Source organism: Streptomyces sp. NPDC048295 (assembly GCF_040652135.1).
In the GTDB taxonomy this organism is placed as follows: Bacteria; Actinomycetota; Actinomycetes; order Streptomycetales; family Streptomycetaceae; genus Streptomyces.
In genome coordinates, this window is the sequence record NZ_JBEZLL010000006.1 from 375094 (window position 1) to 390460 (window position 15367).

The 15367-nt window shown below is 69.4% G+C and carries 15 protein-coding genes, 1 pseudogene and 1 riboswitch; of the genes and pseudogenes, 3 read left to right on the forward strand and 13 right to left on the reverse strand.

Features of this window, described 5'->3' with window-relative positions; genetic code table 11:
• Nucleotides 1-4: 4 nt before the first annotated feature.
• The 4 genes from AB0D53_RS12185 to AB0D53_RS12200 form a co-directional block, all read right to left on the reverse strand.
• Complete coding sequence (locus AB0D53_RS12185) at nt 5-1036, reverse strand: NlpC/P60 family protein (RefSeq protein WP_362443887.1); 1032 nt, start codon at nt 1034-1036, stop codon at nt 5-7.
• A 236-nt stretch (nt 1037-1272) separates the two neighbouring features.
• Nucleotides 1273-2301, reverse strand: a complete 1029-nt coding sequence (locus AB0D53_RS12190) for an NlpC/P60 family protein (RefSeq protein WP_362443890.1) — start codon at nt 2299-2301, stop codon at nt 1273-1275.
• A 284-nt stretch (nt 2302-2585) separates the two neighbouring features.
• Nucleotides 2586-3947 (reverse strand): NYN domain-containing protein, encoded by a 1362-nt coding sequence (locus AB0D53_RS12195; RefSeq protein WP_362443943.1) that lies wholly within the window; start codon nt 3945-3947, stop codon nt 2586-2588.
• A gap of 37 nt (nt 3948-3984) precedes the next feature.
• Nucleotides 3985-4227, reverse strand: a complete 243-nt coding sequence (locus tag AB0D53_RS12200; protein ID WP_014156692.1) for a hypothetical protein — start codon at nt 4225-4227, stop codon at nt 3985-3987.
• 164 nt (nt 4228-4391) lie between these two features.
• Between AB0D53_RS12200 and AB0D53_RS12205 the strand changes: the two genes are divergently transcribed.
• On the forward strand, nt 4392-5144 hold the full coding sequence (locus tag AB0D53_RS12205) for a rhomboid family intramembrane serine protease (RefSeq protein WP_362443893.1): 753 nt from the start codon (nt 4392-4394) through the stop codon (nt 5142-5144).
• Nucleotides 5141-5422, forward strand: coding sequence for an Lrp/AsnC ligand binding domain-containing protein (locus AB0D53_RS12210; RefSeq protein WP_072483264.1), 282 nt, complete (start codon nt 5141-5143; stop codon nt 5420-5422). The genes AB0D53_RS12205 and AB0D53_RS12210 overlap by 4 nt, the downstream gene beginning before the upstream one ends.
• A gap of 76 nt (nt 5423-5498) precedes the next feature.
• Here AB0D53_RS12210 and AB0D53_RS12215 read toward each other — a convergent pair whose 3' ends face one another.
• From AB0D53_RS12215 to AB0D53_RS12240, 6 genes are all read right to left on the reverse strand, one after another.
• Nucleotides 5499-6875 (reverse strand): aminotransferase class V-fold PLP-dependent enzyme, encoded by a 1377-nt coding sequence (locus AB0D53_RS12215; protein ID WP_362443897.1) that lies wholly within the window; start codon nt 6873-6875, stop codon nt 5499-5501.
• A 175-nt stretch (nt 6876-7050) separates the two neighbouring features.
• Nucleotides 7051-7168, reverse strand: a riboswitch (SAM riboswitch).
• A gap of 85 nt (nt 7169-7253) precedes the next feature.
• Nucleotides 7254-8318: an anthranilate phosphoribosyltransferase gene (trpD, locus tag AB0D53_RS12220; RefSeq protein ID WP_362443900.1), complete on the reverse strand. Its 1065-nt coding sequence runs from the start codon at nt 8316-8318 to the stop codon at nt 7254-7256.
• 123 nt (nt 8319-8441) lie between these two features.
• Nucleotides 8442-10067, reverse strand: coding sequence for a ubiquinol-cytochrome c reductase cytochrome b subunit (locus AB0D53_RS12225; RefSeq protein WP_362443903.1), 1626 nt, complete (start codon nt 10065-10067; stop codon nt 8442-8444).
• A complete protein-coding gene (locus tag AB0D53_RS12230; protein ID WP_362443905.1) occupies nt 10064-11116 on the reverse strand; it encodes a Rieske 2Fe-2S domain-containing protein in 1053 nt (350 codons plus the stop codon). The genes AB0D53_RS12225 and AB0D53_RS12230 overlap by 4 nt, the downstream gene beginning before the upstream one ends.
• The gene (locus AB0D53_RS12235; RefSeq protein WP_329815434.1) at nt 11113-11922 is read right to left on the reverse strand and encodes a c-type cytochrome; all 810 of its coding nucleotides are present in this window, start codon (nt 11920-11922) and stop codon (nt 11113-11115) included. The genes AB0D53_RS12230 and AB0D53_RS12235 overlap by 4 nt, the downstream gene beginning before the upstream one ends.
• A 62-nt stretch (nt 11923-11984) precedes the next feature.
• Nucleotides 11985-12605 carry a heme-copper oxidase subunit III gene (locus AB0D53_RS12240; RefSeq protein WP_114244128.1) on the reverse strand — a complete coding sequence of 207 codons (621 nt, stop codon included), beginning with the start codon at nt 12603-12605 and terminating at the stop codon, nt 11985-11987.
• Between the two features lie 187 nt (nt 12606-12792).
• Here AB0D53_RS12240 and AB0D53_RS12245 point away from each other — a divergent pair, with 187 nt between their 5' ends.
• Nucleotides 12793-13194 carry a hypothetical protein gene (locus AB0D53_RS12245; protein WP_362443910.1) on the forward strand — a complete coding sequence of 134 codons (402 nt, stop codon included), beginning with the start codon at nt 12793-12795 and terminating at the stop codon, nt 13192-13194.
• Between the two features lie 86 nt (nt 13195-13280).
• On the opposite strand, the gene AB0D53_RS12250 is transcribed toward AB0D53_RS12245, so the two are convergent.
• The 3 genes and pseudogenes from AB0D53_RS12250 to AB0D53_RS12260 form a co-directional block, all read right to left on the reverse strand.
• Nucleotides 13281-14537 carry an Ig-like domain-containing protein gene (locus tag AB0D53_RS12250; RefSeq protein ID WP_362443913.1) on the reverse strand — a complete coding sequence of 419 codons (1257 nt, stop codon included), beginning with the start codon at nt 14535-14537 and terminating at the stop codon, nt 13281-13283.
• A 126-nt stretch (nt 14538-14663) separates the two neighbouring features.
• Nucleotides 14664-15062 (reverse strand): cytochrome c oxidase subunit 4, encoded by a 399-nt coding sequence (locus AB0D53_RS12255; protein WP_329815437.1) that lies wholly within the window; start codon nt 15060-15062, stop codon nt 14664-14666.
• Nucleotides 15059-15367 (reverse strand): annotated as a pseudogene (locus AB0D53_RS12260) (cytochrome ubiquinol oxidase subunit I); the annotation flags it as partial. The pseudogene AB0D53_RS12260 and the gene AB0D53_RS12255, both read right to left, overlap by 4 nt.

Here is a 15367-nt window from a genome sequence, read left to right on the forward strand (position 1 = left end):
ACGGTCACACGCGGGTGACCGACGAGACGGGCATCATGCCGACGGGGTCGTAGCGCACCGGGGCCCCGGGGTACGGGGCGTGGATCACCTGGCCGTTGCCGACGTACATCGCCACGTGCCCGGCGTCCGCGCGGTAGACGACCAGGTCTCCGGGGCGGGCCTCGGAGAGCGGCACCATGTGTCCCGCGTAGCGCTGGGCCTGCGAGGTCCGCGGCAGGCTGACCCCGGCCTGGGCGTATGCCCACTGCATCAGCCCGGAACAGTCGAATCCGGCCGGACCGTTGGCCCCCCAGATGTACGGGCGGCCCAGCGCCTGCCGGACCGCCGCGACGGCCACCGCCGCGCGTGCGGAGCCGGCCGGCAGATCGGCGATCGCCGGGAACGCGCCGTCGCGGCCGGAACGCGAGGCCCGCTCGAACCGTGCCCGGTCGGCGCCGGGCAGTGTGGCCAGCAGCTTCCTGGCCTCGGTGAGCTTGCGCTCGACGGTCCGTTTGTGCCGGGTGGCGGCCGCCCGGTTGCGCTCCAGCTCGGCCAGCGCGCGCTCCGCCTCCGCGCGGGTCTGCGCGAGCCCGCGCTGGACCTGCTGGAGCTGCCGCAGCTCGGTGGCCTGAAGCTCGGTCAGCCGCTCCAGCACGGCGGCCCGGTCGAGATAGCTGTCCGGGTCGGAGGAGAGCAGCAGGGCGAGCGAGGGGTCGATGCCGCCGGAGCGGTACTGCGCGCTCGCCGCCGAACCCAGCGCCGTCCGCATCCGGTTGACCTGTTCCTGGCCACGGGCCGCCCGGTCCTGGGCGCGGCCGACCTCGCCGCGCAGCCGGTCGGCGTTCTCACCGGCCTCGTTGTACTGCTCGGTGGCCCGCTCGGCCTGGGTGTACAGCAGGTCGATGCGGGCCTTGGCCGTCCGGGGGGCGTCCTGCGGGTCGGCGTTCGCGGTGGCCGCCCCGAGGGTGGCGGCGGCGGTCGCCGCCGCGGCCGACAGAACGGTGGCCCGGACGCTCAGGTTGAGGCCGGACTGTGTGGAACGGCGATGGGACACCACAGGACGCCGCACTCCCTTCCGCTGTACGCAGACGCGCGCAGCCCCTGCCGCCCGGGGCGGGCGGACCGACGACCGGGAGCTGCACGGCAGGCAGACAGTAGTCGGGCGATCACGCAGCGGCGAACGGCCGCGCCGGAGGGAGGGCGGCGGAAACGGCGACGCCCCGCCGGTGACCTGTGGTCTCCGGCGGGGCGGACTGTCCGGGCGGGCGCGGGAATTCGCCCGTTCGGGCGTCGTCAGCCGACGCGCACGCCGAACTGGAAGCTGCCGATGGTGTTCATCGACTCGTAGCGGACCACCGTGCCCGGGTACGGGGCGTGCAGGACGGTGTTGTTGCCCGCGTAGAGGCCCACGTGCTCGGTGTTGTTGAAGAAGACCAGGTCGCCCGGCTTCAGCGCGCTGCGCCCGATGTGGACACCGTCGTTGACCTGGGTGTACGTGACCCGGGAGATCTGGACGTTGGCCTGCGCGTAGGCCCACTGGGTCAGCCCGGAGCAGTCGAAGGACCCGGGGCCCGTGCCGCCGCGGCCGTACGGCTTGCCCTCCTGGGTGGCGGCGGCCCTCAGGGCCGCGGCACCCCAGGCGGACGCGGGGACCTCATTGCCGAGATCGACCCGGTCGCTGGCGGCGCGGCTGGCGCGCTGTTCGTCCTCGCGCATCTTCGTGCGCTCGGCCTGGGTCATCGTGTTGAGCAGGCGCTGCGCCTCGGCCAGCTTGCTCTGGAGCTTCTGCTTCTTCGCGCCGAGCGTCTTGCGTACGTCCGCGAGGTCACCGAGCTTGTCCTGGGCCTCCTTGCGCTCCTGCGCGAGGACCCGCTGCTTCTCCTGGATCTTCCCCAGGGTCTCGGTCTGCTTGGCCGTCAACTGGTCGAGGGCCGAGGCCTCGTCGAGGAAGGTGTCCGGGTTGGACGAGAGGAAGAGCTGCACCGACGGGTCGATGCCACCGGAGCGGTACTGCGCGGCGGCGAGCGAACCGAGGCCGTTGCGGAGCGTGTTGATCTCCTGCTGGCCCCGGGCCACCTTGTCCTGCAGCGCGCTGACTTCCTTCTCCAGCTTCTGCTGCTTCTCCTTGGCGCCGTAGTACTGCTCATTGGCCGCGCCGGCCTCGTGGTTGAGCTTCTCGACCTTCGCCTTGACCTCGCCCTTGGAGGGCTTCGGGTCGGCGTGGGCCGCCTGGGAGGTCAGGGCCACGGCCGCGGCGGCGGTCGCGGTGAGCACGGTCACACGGGCGCGGCTCGGCTGCTTGGGACGACGGTGGGACGCCACGGAGGCGAGCTCCTTCTTCCTCGAGCCGCCTACCGGGCTGTGGGGGATTCGGATCCCCGGCTCCGTGCATGCCACGGACTCGGCGGTGCCTTCACCGTCACCCCGGATGGGTGATCAACCGTGCGAAGGTTCGAGGCCTGACCCTAGTGACCAACTTGTGATCAGTTCAAATCCTCACCCGAAAAATCTCGTCACGGGCTGCACTTCTTTACCCACGACGCACGGGGTGTAGCTGCGACCTGACGGTCCGTTCCCCGATTTCCGCCGAGATCCGGCAAGTGCCACTAGACGCGCGAAAGGCGCTTCAGGAGCAAGACGGACGCAACGGGCCTGGCGCCCGCCTTCGCCACCCCGTCGGCGACTTCGCGGTCGGTGGAGACCACCACGACGGGCCTGCCCGGAGGTTCGGCGCGCGCCAGCTGGCGGATGAGCTCGTCGGCGGTCACCCCGGGCTTGCTGAACAGCACCCGGACCCCGCGCGGCGGCGCGAGCAGCACCGGGGCCGCCAGCTCGGCCCCGTCGAAGACGCAGGTCATCTCGGCGCCGGTCTGTGCCGCGAGCATCGAGAGCCCGCCCAGCAGCCTCAACCGCTGCTTCTCCAGCGGCAGCTGCGGATAGCCGGTCTTGGTGACGTTGTAGCCGTCGACGATCAGATGCGCCTGCGGCAGCGCGAGCAGCTGGTCGAGCAGGGCGGGATCGGTCTCCGAAAGGGCCCTGGCGGCAATGTCCTTGGGCGACATGCGGCCCGGTTCGACCGCGTCCACACCGTCGGCGGGGCGGAGCGAGGAGGGCGGCAGGGCCAGTTCGCGACGGAGCCCGCTCGCCGCGTCGAGCACCGTGTCCAGCAGCAGCCGCAGCCGCATGTCCTCGACCGAGCGGCCCTCCCTGGCGGCCCGGCGGCCCGCCTCCACGGACGCCTCGGCCTCCCCCAGCCGCGCCTTGAGCCGACGGCTCTCGCTCTCGGCCGCGGAGACCTGGGCGGCCGCCTCGGACCGTACGGTGTCGGTCTCGGCGCGGCTGCGGCGCAGCGCGGCCTCGCCGCGCCTGACCTCGTTGACGGCGCTGCGCAGCTTGCGCTGAAGGGATTCGGCCTCTTTGCGGGCCGCCTCCAGCTCGCCACGCAGCCGCTCCGTCTCGCTCTTCGTCTGCGAGCGGGCCCGGGCGAGCTCCTCGCGCAGCCGGTCCAGCTCGCGGCGGCTCTCCTCGTCGATGCGCTCGGCGTCGGCGCGCTGGGCCTCCTCGCCCGCGGCGGCGACCAGCTTCACCCAGCCCGCCGGGCGCAGCACATAGGCCGCCGCGGCCACGTCGACGGGGTCGGCGGCGGCGGGCGGAGCACCGGCCTCCAGGGCGGCGGCCAGCTCCGGCTGCCCCTCCTTGAGCCGCTCGCCGATGCGCTGCCGGAACAGCGCGTCGCCCTCCAGGGCTGCCGCCATCGCGTTCCCGGCGAACTTGGCCCGCCGGCTCGGGGTGAAGCGGGCGTACTGCCTCAGCTGGGCGGGGAGTTCGGTGACGGTCAGACCGCCGAACGCGTCCGAGACCAGCGCGACGACCCGGCGCCGCACACCTTCGGGCAGGGGGCGGTCGAGCGCCTCGACGGCGTCGCCGGCCGCCTCGGCCGACTCGGCGCCGCTCTCGGGCTGCTCCACCATCCGTCACCCCAAATGTCTGTGGGCGCGGCTCCCGTCAGGAGTCGGCACCCGGCCTGTCCACCAGTTCGATCTGGTCCACCGCGTTGCACCAACGGCAACGCACCGACTCGATGGTCTCACTGACCACCTCACGTTCCTCGACGCTGGACTCACCGGCCAGGTCGAGATGGACATACTCGACGACCTTCGAGGAGCGCGTCACGTCGAAGCGCGTGAGATTGCCGCAGAGCGTGCAGCGCCAGCGGGTCCCGTCGGTCGGCTGGGGAACCGTCGTCATCGTTGCGTCCTCTTTCGTCGAGCCTCGTGCTGCCTTGTCTTCAAGGATCTCGCGGTGCGCCGTCGAACTGCGGATGTCCTGCCGTAACCCTACGGCCTTGCCACGTCCCCTCGACACGGCGAGGCGGTCTGTCCCGTTCCCTCCGCTTGCGTCATGCTCTGTTCATGATCGATCGGCGAGCTGTGGCCGGCAGGCTGACCGGTGGGCTGTTACGGACGGTCACCTCGGGCGGCCCGCTGGTGACCCATGCCCTGATCACGGTCTGTGTCGTGGTCTTCGTGATCAGCCCGCTCTCCGGCCTCGCGCCGGTGCCCGGGACCGCCGACGCCCTGCTCGCCGCCCAGGCCGGGTACTTCGAACGCTGGGGCGTGATCCCCGACGAGCTGTGGGAGGGCTCCGCGCGCGCCCTGCTCACCCCGCTCACCGCCCTGTTCGTGCACGGCAGCTGGCTGCACCTGCTCGGCAACATGCTCTTCCTGTACGTCTTCGGGGCGATGACCGAGGAACGCATGGGCCGGCTCGGGTTCACCTTCTTCTACGTCATCTGCGGCTATCTCGCCCTGGTCGCCTACGCGGCCGCCCACGCCACCTCGGACCAGACCCTGGTCGGTGCGTCGGGGGCGATCTCGGCGGTGCTCGGGGCGTTCCTTTACCTGTTCCCCAGGGCCCGGGTCACCAGCCTGTTCCCGTTCCTCTTCTTCCTGCCGCTGCGCTTCCCCGCCTGGATCGTGCTGGTCTTCTGGTTCGTCCTGCAGTGGCTGGCGGTCCAGGGCGCGGGCGACGGGGGGCCGGGGGTGGCCTATCTGGCCCATGTGGTGGGCTTCGCCCTGGGCTTCGTCTACGCCTGGGGGCGTTTCCGGCGTACGGATAGAGTGAAGACACCAGCCACGGCCACCGAGGGAGAAAGCCAGCCGTGATCACCGCGATCGTGCTCATCAAAACCAGCGTGGACCGTATCCCCGAGATCGCCGAGGCCATCGCGGCACTGGACAGCGTCAGCGAGGTCTTCTCGGTCACCGGTACGTACGACCTGATCGCCATGGTCCGGGTGGCCAGGCACGACGACCTGGCCGACGTCATCCCCGGCCGGATCAGCAAGATCCCCGGCGTCGAGGCCACCGACACGCATGTGGCGTTCCGTACCTACTCGCAGCACGACCTGGAGGCCGCCTTCGCCATCGGCCTCGACGCGTAGGCGCTGCTTCGCGGCGTGGCACTTCGGCGGGGGACGGGCTTTGCTGCCCGTCCCCCGCCGAAGTGCTTCGTGCCCGTCAGTGCTGTGCGGCGCCCCGGTCCGGCACGCAGCGCCCGCCCTCGGTGCGGTACTTCCACTGGGCGCCCTCGCTGACCAGTTCCCTGACCGCGCGGACGAAACGCTCGATGTGCTCGTCCGGCGTACCGGCGCCGAAGCTCACCCGGATCGCGTTGAGCGAGAGCTCCCCCGGCTCGGCCTCCGGCGCGCCGCACTCGCCGACCTCCTGCGGGTCGCTGCCCAGCAGGGTGCGGACGAGCGGGTGGGCGCAGAACAGTCCGTCGCGGACTCCGATGCCGTACTCGGCGGAGAGCGCGGCGGCGAAGTGCGAGCTGTTCCAGCCCTCCACCACGAAGGAGATGACGCCGACCCGCGGGGCGTCGTCGCCGAACAGCGAGAGCACCTTGACCTCGGGGACGGCGGCGAGGCCGGCCCGGACCGTGCTCACGAGGTGCTGTTCCCGGGCGACCAGGCTGTCGAAGCCCGCCTCGGTGAGCGCCTTGCAGGCGGAGGCGATGGAGTACACGCCGATGACGTTGGGGGAACCGGCCTCGTGGCGAGCGGCGGTGGAGTGCCACTCGACATCCACGCCGCCGTCGGCACGGCGGGCCACCTTGCGCGAGGCGCCGCCGCCCGCGAGGTAGGGCTCGGCCGTCTGGAGCCAGTCGGCCCGGCCGGCCAGGACGCCCGAGCCGAAGGGCGCGTACAGCTTGTGTCCGGAGAAGGCGACCCAGTCGACGTCCAGCTCGGCGATGTCGACGGGGTGGTGCGGGGCGAGCTGCGCGGCGTCCAGCACGATCCGGGCACCGTGCGCGTGCGCCGCGGCGGCCAGCTCCTTCACCGGCCACAGCTCCCCGGTGACATTGGAGGCACCGGTGACACAGACCAGCGCGGGGCCGTAGGGCTCACGGTCGGCGAGCGCGCGCTCCAGCGTCTCGACGGCCTGGGCGGGGGTGCGCGGGGCGTTCAGGTAGGTCACCCGGGCGTCACGCCAGGGCAGCAGCGAGGCGTGGTGTTCGGTCTCGTAGACGAAGACCTGGCAGTCGGCCGGGACGACCGCGGCCAGCAGGTTCAGCGAGTCGGTGGTGGAGCGGGTGAAGATCACCTGGTCGTCGGCGCGGCAGCCGAGGAACTCCGCGACGGTGGCACGGCTGTTCTCGAAGAGGTCCGTGGAGAGCTGCGAGAGGTAGCCGGCCCCGCGGTGGACGCTGCCGTAGTACGGGGCGTACGCGGCGACATCGTCCCAGACGCGCTGGAGGGCGGGGGCGCTGGCCGCGTAGTCGAGAGCGGCGTAGGTGACCTCACCACCCGTGACCAGCGGAACCGTCACATCCTTGCCCAGAACCGGCAGAGGGGAACAAAGCGACTGGTCGGCGGCAGCAGTGAAGACAGACATGGCGAACTCCCGTAAGAGGCAGGCGAATCGCATGCGCCGGCGGATACGCGGCAGCGCAGCGGAGAAGTGAAAAGGGGTGTGCGGAAGAGGGCCGAAGGCCCTATCGCATTCGCGTGCTCACAAGAGACTCCCTAGGGACCAGGACCCCGGGGGTTGGCATTCACAGATGCCGAGGGGCCCGCGCTTGCCGCAGACCTCGCTGCCTACGGCCTGGTCTTCACCCGGGGCACCCCGCCACGGACGGAGGGTTGCCGGACAGCGGGCCGGGGCCGTAGTCGCTGTCACTCATGACCTGCCCAGCATCTTGCCATACGTACGAAAGCGCGCAAGGCGCGGTCCAGGATCCGGACCGCGCCCCGCGCCACATCTGTGCCTGTCTCAGGCGTTGCTGGCAGCCACCCAGCGCTCCAGCGCACGCGCCGCCGACCCGGAGTCGATGGACTCGGCGGCCTTCGCGATCCCGGCCGCGAGCTGCTCCTCCAGCGTGCCGTCCGTCGGGTCGAGAGCCGTCAGCGCCGCCGCCGAGTTGAGCAGCACGGCGTCCCGGGCGGGTCCCCGCTCACCGGACAGCACCCGCCGGGCCACGTCGGCGTTGTACGAGGCGTCCGCACCGCGCAGGGCCTCCACGGGCACCAGTTCCAGACCGACGTCGCGCGGGTCGAAGGTCTCCTCGCGCACCGCTCCGTCCCGGACCACCCAGACCCGGGAGGTCGCGGTCGTGGTCAGCTCGTCCAGACCGTCGTCGCCGCGGAAGACCAGCGCCGAATTGCCGCGCTCGGCGAGGACACCGGCGACGATGGGAGCCATCCTCAGGTCGGCGACACCGACGGCCTGGGAGCGCACCCGGGCCGGGTTGGTGAGCGGCCCGAGGATGTTGAACGTGGTCGGCGTGCCGAGCTCCTTGCGGGCCCTGGCCGCGTAGCGCAGGGCGGGGTGGAACTTCACCGCGAAGCAGAAGGTGATGCCCGCCTCCTCGGCGACCTCGACGACCCGCTGCGCGGAGAGTTCCAGGTTGACGCCGAGCTTCTCCAGCACGTCGGAGGCCCCGCTCGCCGACGAGGAGGCGCGGTTGCCGTGCTTGACGACCTTGGCGCCGGTGCCGGCGATGACGATCGCCGACATGGTGGAGATGTTGACGGTCTTGGCGAGGTCGCCGCCGGTGCCCACGATGTCGACCGTGCGGCCGGGTACCTGGATGGTGTTGGCGTGCTCGTACATCGCCCGTACCAGGCCGGACACCTCGTCGATCGTCTCGCCCTTGGCCCGCAGCGCCACCGCGAATCCGGCGGTCTGCACATCGGTCGCCTCACCGCTCATGATGCGGTCCATCGCCCACGCGGTGTCGTCGGCGGTGAGGTTCTCGCCGCGCAGCAGGGGGTTCAGCACGCCGGGCCAGGTACGGTCCGCCACGCTGTCGCCGCCGATCGGGGTCACAACGTTCATGGTCCGCTCCTGGGGTCCACAGCCGGTAAAAGGGATGCCTCCACCCTATCGAGCGCCAGGGGCAGCAAAGAGCCCCGTCCATCGAATGGACGGGGCTCCCGCTGTGGCGATCAGTTCAGGCGATCAGTGGTGACCGTGGCCGCTGGTGATCTCCTCGTACTCCTCGACGGTGGGCTTGGCGATCTGGTTGTCCTCGCCGAAGTAGCCCTTGCTGAGCCGGGCCCTCAGCTTCTGCAGGGCCGACACCTTGCGCTCGACACCGTTCTCGTCGACCGTCGGGCCGATCTCGACCGGCTTGTACTGCTCGTGCGCCGTGAGCGTGTGCAGCTGCTCGGGGCCGAGCGGCTCGTGGATCTCGACGAACTCACCGTGCGGCAGGCGCTTGATGATGCCGGACTCGCGCCCGTGCAGCACCTTCTCCTTGTCGCGGCGCTGGAGGCCGAGGCAGATCCGCCGGGTGGCGATGAACGCGAGGACCGGGCCGACGAAGATGAAGATCCGGACGAACCAGGAGATGGCGTTCAGCGACAGGTGGAAGTGCGTGGCCCACAGGTCGTTGCCACCGCCGATGAAGACGATGACGTACTCGGTGATCCAGGCGACGCCGAAGGCCGTCCGGGTCGGGGCGTTGCGCGGGCGGTCCAGGATGTGGTGCTCGCGCTTGTCCCCGGTGACCCAGGACTCCACGAACGGGTAGACCGCGATGATCGCGAGCACCAGTCCGAAGGCCATCAGCGGGATGAACACACCCAGGACGAGCGTGTGGCCCCAGAGGTTGATCTCCCAGCCCGGCATCACTCGGATCAGACCCTCGGCGAAGCCCATGTACCAGTCGGGCTGGGCGCCGGTGGACACCTGGTCCGGGCGGTACGGGCCGATGGCCCAGATCGGGTTGATCGAGGCGATGGCCGCGATGACGGCGATGATGCCGAAGACCAGGAAGAAGAAGCCACCGGCCTTCGCCATGTACACCGGCAGCAGCGGCATGCCGACGACGTTCTTGTTGGTGCGGCCGGGACCCGCGAACTGCGTGTGCTTGTGGTAGAAGACCAGGATCAGGTGCGCCACCAGCAGACCGAGCATGATGCCCGGCAGCAGCAGGATGTGGATCGAGTAGAACCGGGCGACGAAGTCGTGACCGGGGAACTCTCCGCCGAACAGGAACATCGAGATGTACGTGCCGACGATCGGCATCGACAGGATCGCGCCCTGGGTGAAGCGGACACCCGTACCGGACAGCAGGTCGTCCGGGAGGGAGTAGCCGGTGAAGCCGGTGAACATGCCCAGCACGAACAGCAGGAAGCCGAACAGCCAGTTGATCTCACGCGGCTTGCGGAACGCACCCGTGAAGAAGACGCGCATCATGTGCACGAACATGCCGGCCAGGAAGATCAGCGCGGCCCAGTGGTGGATCTGGCGAACCAGCAGACCACCGCGGACGTCGAAGCTGATGTCCAGCGTCGAGGCGTAGGCCTCGGACATCCGGATGCCCTGCATCGGCTCGTACGAGCCGTGGTACACGACCTCGTTCATGCTCGGGTGGAAGAACAGCGTCAGATACACACCCGTGAGGATGATGATGATGAAGCTGTAGAGGGCGATCTCACCGAGCATGAAGGACCAGTGGTCCGGGAAGATCTTGCGCATGTTGGCCTTGGCCAGGGAGTAGATCCCGAGCCGGCCGTCCGCCCAGTCGGCCACCCGCTCACCGGCGGGCGCCTTGCGCTGTGTGTCGGTCGCAGTACTCATCCGCGCTCCCAGAATGCAGGACCGACGGGCTCTTCGAAGTCACCGAGCGCCTCGAGGTTGCCCTCGCTGTTCACGCCGATCCGCAGCTGCGGAAGCGCGTGACCGGCCGGACCGAAGATGACGCGGGCGCCGTCGGAGAGGTCGAAGGTGGACTGGTGGCACGGGCAGAGCACGTGGTGCGTCTGCTGCTCGTACAGGCTGATCGGGCAGCCGACGTGGGTGCAGATCTTCGAGAAGGCCACGATTCCCTCGTGGGCCCACTCGCGCTCGCGCTTGTCCTTGATGTTCTCCGGCTGAATGCGGATGATCATCAGCGCGGCCTTGGCGATCTGGTTCTGGAAGTCCTCCGCGTGCTCCGACAGGCCCTCGGGCATGGCGAAGGTCAGCGAACCGACGGCGACGTCCTCGGGACGCAGCGGCTCCATCGTGTTCATGTTGATGAGCTGCTTGCCCTTGGCCCACAGGGTGTTGCGGAGCTTCTTCTCCGGCAGCGGACCGAGGTCGCGCAGCAGCACCACACCGGAGAGCGGCACCAGGGCCAGCGCGCCGAACATGGTGTTGCGGATCAGCTTGCGCCGTCCGAACGCGGACTCCTCGGCACCTGCCGCGAAGTCCGCCAGGACCTTCGCCTTGACCTCGGGCGTCGCCTCGATGGCGTGCCGGTCGTCGGCGACCTCCACGTCCGACATCAGCGTGCGCGCCCAGTGGACGGCGCCGGCGCCGATCGCGAAGAGGGCCACGCCCAGGGTCAGCCCCAGGGAGAAGTTGAGCGCGCTCACGTGGCCGAAGGGCCAGATGTACACGATCTTGTCGACCGGGAAGATGACGTACGAGGCGATGAAGCCGATCGTCGCCAGCATGGACAACGTGAACATGAACGCGACGGCGCGCTCGGAGCGCTTCGCGGCCCGTTCGTCGATGTCCTGGATGCGCGGCTTGTGGGCCGGCAGCCCCGGGTCGGCGAACGGATCGCCCGCGGTCTCTACCGCGCCGTGCGCGGGGGCCTGCTCAGCGGGCAGGTTCTCTTCTGGAATCTCTTGGCTACTCATGACTTCTTGGCCTTAGCGGTGTGGGCCGCGACCCAAATGGCAACTGCGATCAGTGCGCCGAGCCCGAAGATCCAGGCGAACAGCCCCTCGCTGACCGGCCCCAGGCCGCCCAGCTTCAGACCACCCGGGTTCTCCGTCTGGTCGCCGTTGACGGTCTGGATGTACGCGATGATGTCCCGCTTCTGCTGCTCGGGCATCGTCGTGTCCGGGAAGGACGGCATGCTCTGCGGGCCGGTCTGCATGGCCTCGTAGATGTGCTTCGGGTCCACGCCTTCGAGGCTGGGCGCGTACTTGCCGTTCGTCAGCGCGCCGCCCTCACCGGTGAAGTTGTGGCACTGCGCGCAGTTGGTACGGAACAGGTCGCCACCCTTGGCGATGTCCGCACCCTCAGGGCTGACCTGGCTCTTGTTCGGAATGATCGGGCCGGCGCCGAGCGACGCGACGTACGCCGCGAGCTGGTCGATCTGCGCCTGGCTGTAGATGACCTTCTTCTTCGGCACCTGGGCGCCGGGCTGCTGCGCCGGCATACGGCCCGTACCGACCTGGAAGTCAACGGCGGCGGAGCCCACGCCGACCAGGCTCGGCCCGTCGGTGGTGCCCTGACCGCCGGTTCCGTGGCAGCTGGCGCAACCGACGGAGTACAGCTTCTTGCCCTCGTCGATGGCGAGGGACTGGGCGGTTTCGTCGGCCTGCGCCTTACTCGCGGGCGCAAACGCGGCGTACAGCCCCCCAGTGGCCGCCAGCGCGAGGAGTAGTACGACGACCGCCGCCAACGGATGGCGTCGTCGTGCGGAGAGCTTTTTCACGGATTACCCCGGTGTCAGGATCTTCTGCGTCGATGCTGGATGTGGTTCGGGTTCGAGCCCGGTTACTTGATCATGTAGATCGTGGCGAAGAGGCCGATCCACACGACATCGACGAAGTGCCAGTAATAGGACACGACGATGGCGGCGGTCGCCTGTTCGTGGGTGAACCTCTTGGCTGCGTACGTCCTGCCCAGAACGAGCAGGAAGGCGATGAGACCGCCTGTCACGTGCAGACCGTGGAAGCCGGTGGTCAGGTAGAACACCGAGCCGTACGGGTCGGAGGACAGCGAGAGGCCGTCCTTCTTCACCAGCTCGGTGTACTCGAAGACCTGGCCTCCGATGAAGATCGCACCCATCACGAAAGTGATCACGAACCAGGTACGGAGCTTCTTCACATCGCCCCGCTCAGCGGCGAAGACGCCGAGCTGGCAGGTGAGTGAGGAGAGCACCAGGATCGTGGTGTTCGTCGCCGAGAACGGGAAGTTCAGGGCCGAAGCCATTTCCTTCCAGTGGTCCGGTCCCGTCACCGATCGCAGGGTGAAGTACATCGCGAAGAGGGCCGCGAAGAACATCAGCTCGGAACTCAACCAGATGATGGTTCCGACGCTGGTGAGGTTCGGTCGATTGACCGACGGGTGCGCGTGCCCGGTTTCTACTGTCGTTGCTGTCGCCACGACCGACATTATGTCGGTCGCTTATCCCGCCCTCACCCCGGGGGGTGCCGTTCGGTGTGTCAGCCGGGTGTGTCCTCCCCGAACGGCCCATGGAACCACTGCCCCGGGCCGTGCTGACTGGCCGTCGGGCGGAGTACGATCCGCGCATCGGTTCATGCCCGGAAAGCCCCGAAGACACAGATGTCACGGAGGAACAATGCAGCCGACCGCCACGGTCCTGGTCTACAGCGACGACGCCAACACCCGTGAGCAGGTGAGGCTGGCAGCCGGGCACAGGCCCGCGGCCGATGTGCCACCGGTGGAATTCCTGGAATGCGCCACTCTGCCCGCCGTCCTGGAGGCGCTGGACCGCGGCGGCGTCGACGTCTGCGTGCTGGACGGCGAGACGGCGCCCGCGGGCGGCATGGGCGTCTGCCGGCAGATCAAGGACGAGATCTTCCGCTGCCCGCCGGTACTGCTGCTGATGGGGCGCCCGCAGGACGCCTGGCTGGCCACCTGGAGCCGCGCGGACGCCGCGGTGACCCTGCCGGTCGAGCCGGTCGAGTTCGCGGACGCCCTGGCAGCCCTGCTGCGCAGCAGGGACTGCGTGGACGCCTGAGAGACGGCCGGGGCCACCCGGCCGCCTCCGAGTCCCGCCGCGGCCTCGTCCGCGGCCTCTGAGGGGCAGCGCACTCCCCGGTCCGGTCAGACCTCGGGGCGCAGTCGCGCCGCCTGGAACGTGTCCGTACGGTCCGGTGTGGTGTTCTTCTGCAGGGCGCTGCCCTTCAGCCATTTGGCCCAGGACAGGTTCCAGTCCCCGAAGCCGTTGTCGAAGGGTGTCATCGTCTCGCCCTGGCTGCCCACGACCGTGACGATGTCGCCCGCGCGCACGGTGTTGTAGAACCACTCGGCCTGGCTGGTGCTCATGCCCGTACAGCCGTGGCTGACGTTCTCGTACCCCTGAGAGCCGGTGGACCAGGGGGCCGCGTGCACGTACTCGCCGCTCCAGGTGACCCGCGTCGCGTAGTAGACCTGCAGGTCGTACGAGTCGGAGGAGCCCTCCGCGATGCCGATCGTCTCACCGCGCATACGTACGCGGTACTCCTTGCCCAGCACGACCTTGACGCCGTTTCGGGTGGAGAAGCCGGGCTTGCCGGTGGTGACCGGAATGGTGTTGATCACTTTCCCGTTGCGCTTGACCGTCATCGAGTGCGCCGCGGCGTCCGTGACGGCTTCGATGCGGTCGCCCGTGGTGAGCCTCAGGGGCTTCGTGGGGGCGCCGTAGAGGGCGTCGGTGACCTTCACCCCGGCCAGGCCGCTGGTGACGTCGATGGTGGCCTTGGCGGGCCAGTAGTCCTTGGGGCGGTAGTGCAGGGTCTTGTCGTCGACCCAGTACCAGGAGCCGGTCACGGCGGGGGTCGAGCGGACCCTGAGGGCGCGCTCGACGTTGGCCCTGGAGGCCTTGTCCTTGACCGGAGCGCTGAGTTCCGCCGTGATGGGCTGTCCGACGCCGTAGGTGCCCGCCTGGGGGCCGAAGGCGACCTTCAGGAACTTCTTGGCGGAGGTGGTCCCGAAGGAGAGCGTACGGCTGCCCGGGGCGCCGTCGTCGTCCTCCGTGCTGACCCGGACGGTGTACCGGGTGCCGGCGGCGAGCGGGAGGGAGGAGTGCCACCGCTTCCCGTCGACGTCGAGCTCGCCCGCCAGGTGGCGGCCGGTGGTGTCGACGGCCGACACGTCCGTGATCCGGTCGTCGTCACCGTTGACGGTGACCTCCAGCGGCTTGCCGGGGTCGACCTTCTCGTCGCCGTCGGACGCGTTGGAGGAGATCTCGTCCACCGCGTCGTACGGCTTCTCCGCGAGCGGGTGACCGCCGGACCCGCCACAGGCGGTCACACCTGCGACCAGGGTCACGACCAGCAGAGTGCTGCCCACTGCGGGGCGGATGCGCGGGCTGTGGTTCATAAACCCACGCTATGGAGATTCGTCCGCAGCGGCGCGCGGTGTACATGCGAACGGGGGACCCGCGCTCCTCTCGGTGGAGAAGTGCGGGCCCCCCGTCAGGTGGAGCGGTGACGCCGGGTCACCGGGTCACTGGGTGCGGTTCTCACCGCGGTAGTACTCGAAGACCCAGCCGAAGAGACCGATCAGGATGATCGGGGCCGAGAAGTAGAGCAGCCACCAGCCGAAGATGACTCCCATGAAGGCGAGGGCACCGCCGACCGCCAGCGAGAGCGGCTGCCAGCTGTGCGGGGAGAAGAACCCCACCTCGCCGGCCTCGTCCGCGACGTCGGCTTCCTTGTTGTCCTGCGCCAGGGCGTCGACCCGCCGGGCCGTGAAGGCCAGGTAGAAGCCGATCATGACGCTCAGCCCGAAGGCCAGGACGAGTGCGGTGGTACCGGCCGGCTCCTTCGACCACACGCCGTACGTGACGGCCATGGCGAGGATGAAGACGCTCAGCCAGATGAACATCTTGCCCTGGATCTTCACTTGCCGGCCTCCTTGCCACCAGCGAGGGCCTTGTCATCCTCGGAGTGGTGCTCCAGCTGCTCGAGCGCCGAGATCTCCGGGTGGTGCAGGTCGAAGGCCGGGGATTCGGAACGGATCCGCGGCAGGGTGAGGAAGTTGTGCCGCGGCGGCGGGCAGGAGGTCGCCCACTCCAGCGAACGGCCGTAGCCCCACGGGTCGTCGACCTCGACCTTCTTGCCGTACTTGGCGGTCTTCCACACGTTGTAGAAGAACGGCAGCATCGACAGGCCGAGCAGGAACGAGGAGATCGTCGAGATCGTGTTCAG

Excerpts from the sequence above, each read along its gene's own strand:
- AB0D53_RS12230 (WP_362443905.1), bottom strand. The coding sequence starts at position 11,116 with ATGAGTAGCCAAGAGATTCCAGAAGAGAACCTGCCCGCTGAGCAGGCC.
- AB0D53_RS12245 (WP_362443910.1), top strand. The coding sequence starts at position 12,793 with ATGCAGCCGACCGCCACGGTCCTGGTCTACAGCGACGACGCCAACACC.
- AB0D53_RS12225 (WP_362443903.1), bottom strand. The coding sequence starts at position 10,067 with ATGAGTACTGCGACCGACACACAGCGCAAGGCGCCCGCCGGTGAGCGG.
- AB0D53_RS12250 (WP_362443913.1), bottom strand. The coding sequence starts at position 14,537 with ATGAACCACAGCCCGCGCATCCGCCCCGCAGTGGGCAGCACTCTGCTG.
- AB0D53_RS12240 (WP_114244128.1), bottom strand. The coding sequence starts at position 12,605 with ATGTCGGTCGTGGCGACAGCAACGACAGTAGAAACCGGGCACGCGCAC.
- AB0D53_RS12215 (WP_362443897.1), bottom strand. The coding sequence starts at position 6,875 with ATGTCTGTCTTCACTGCTGCCGCCGACCAGTCGCTTTGTTCCCCTCTG.
- AB0D53_RS12205 (WP_362443893.1), top strand. The coding sequence starts at position 4,392 with ATGATCGATCGGCGAGCTGTGGCCGGCAGGCTGACCGGTGGGCTGTTA.
- trpD (WP_362443900.1), bottom strand. The coding sequence starts at position 8,318 with ATGAACGTTGTGACCCCGATCGGCGGCGACAGCGTGGCGGACCGTACC.
- AB0D53_RS12200 (WP_014156692.1), bottom strand. The coding sequence starts at position 4,227 with ATGACGACGGTTCCCCAGCCGACCGACGGGACCCGCTGGCGCTGCACG.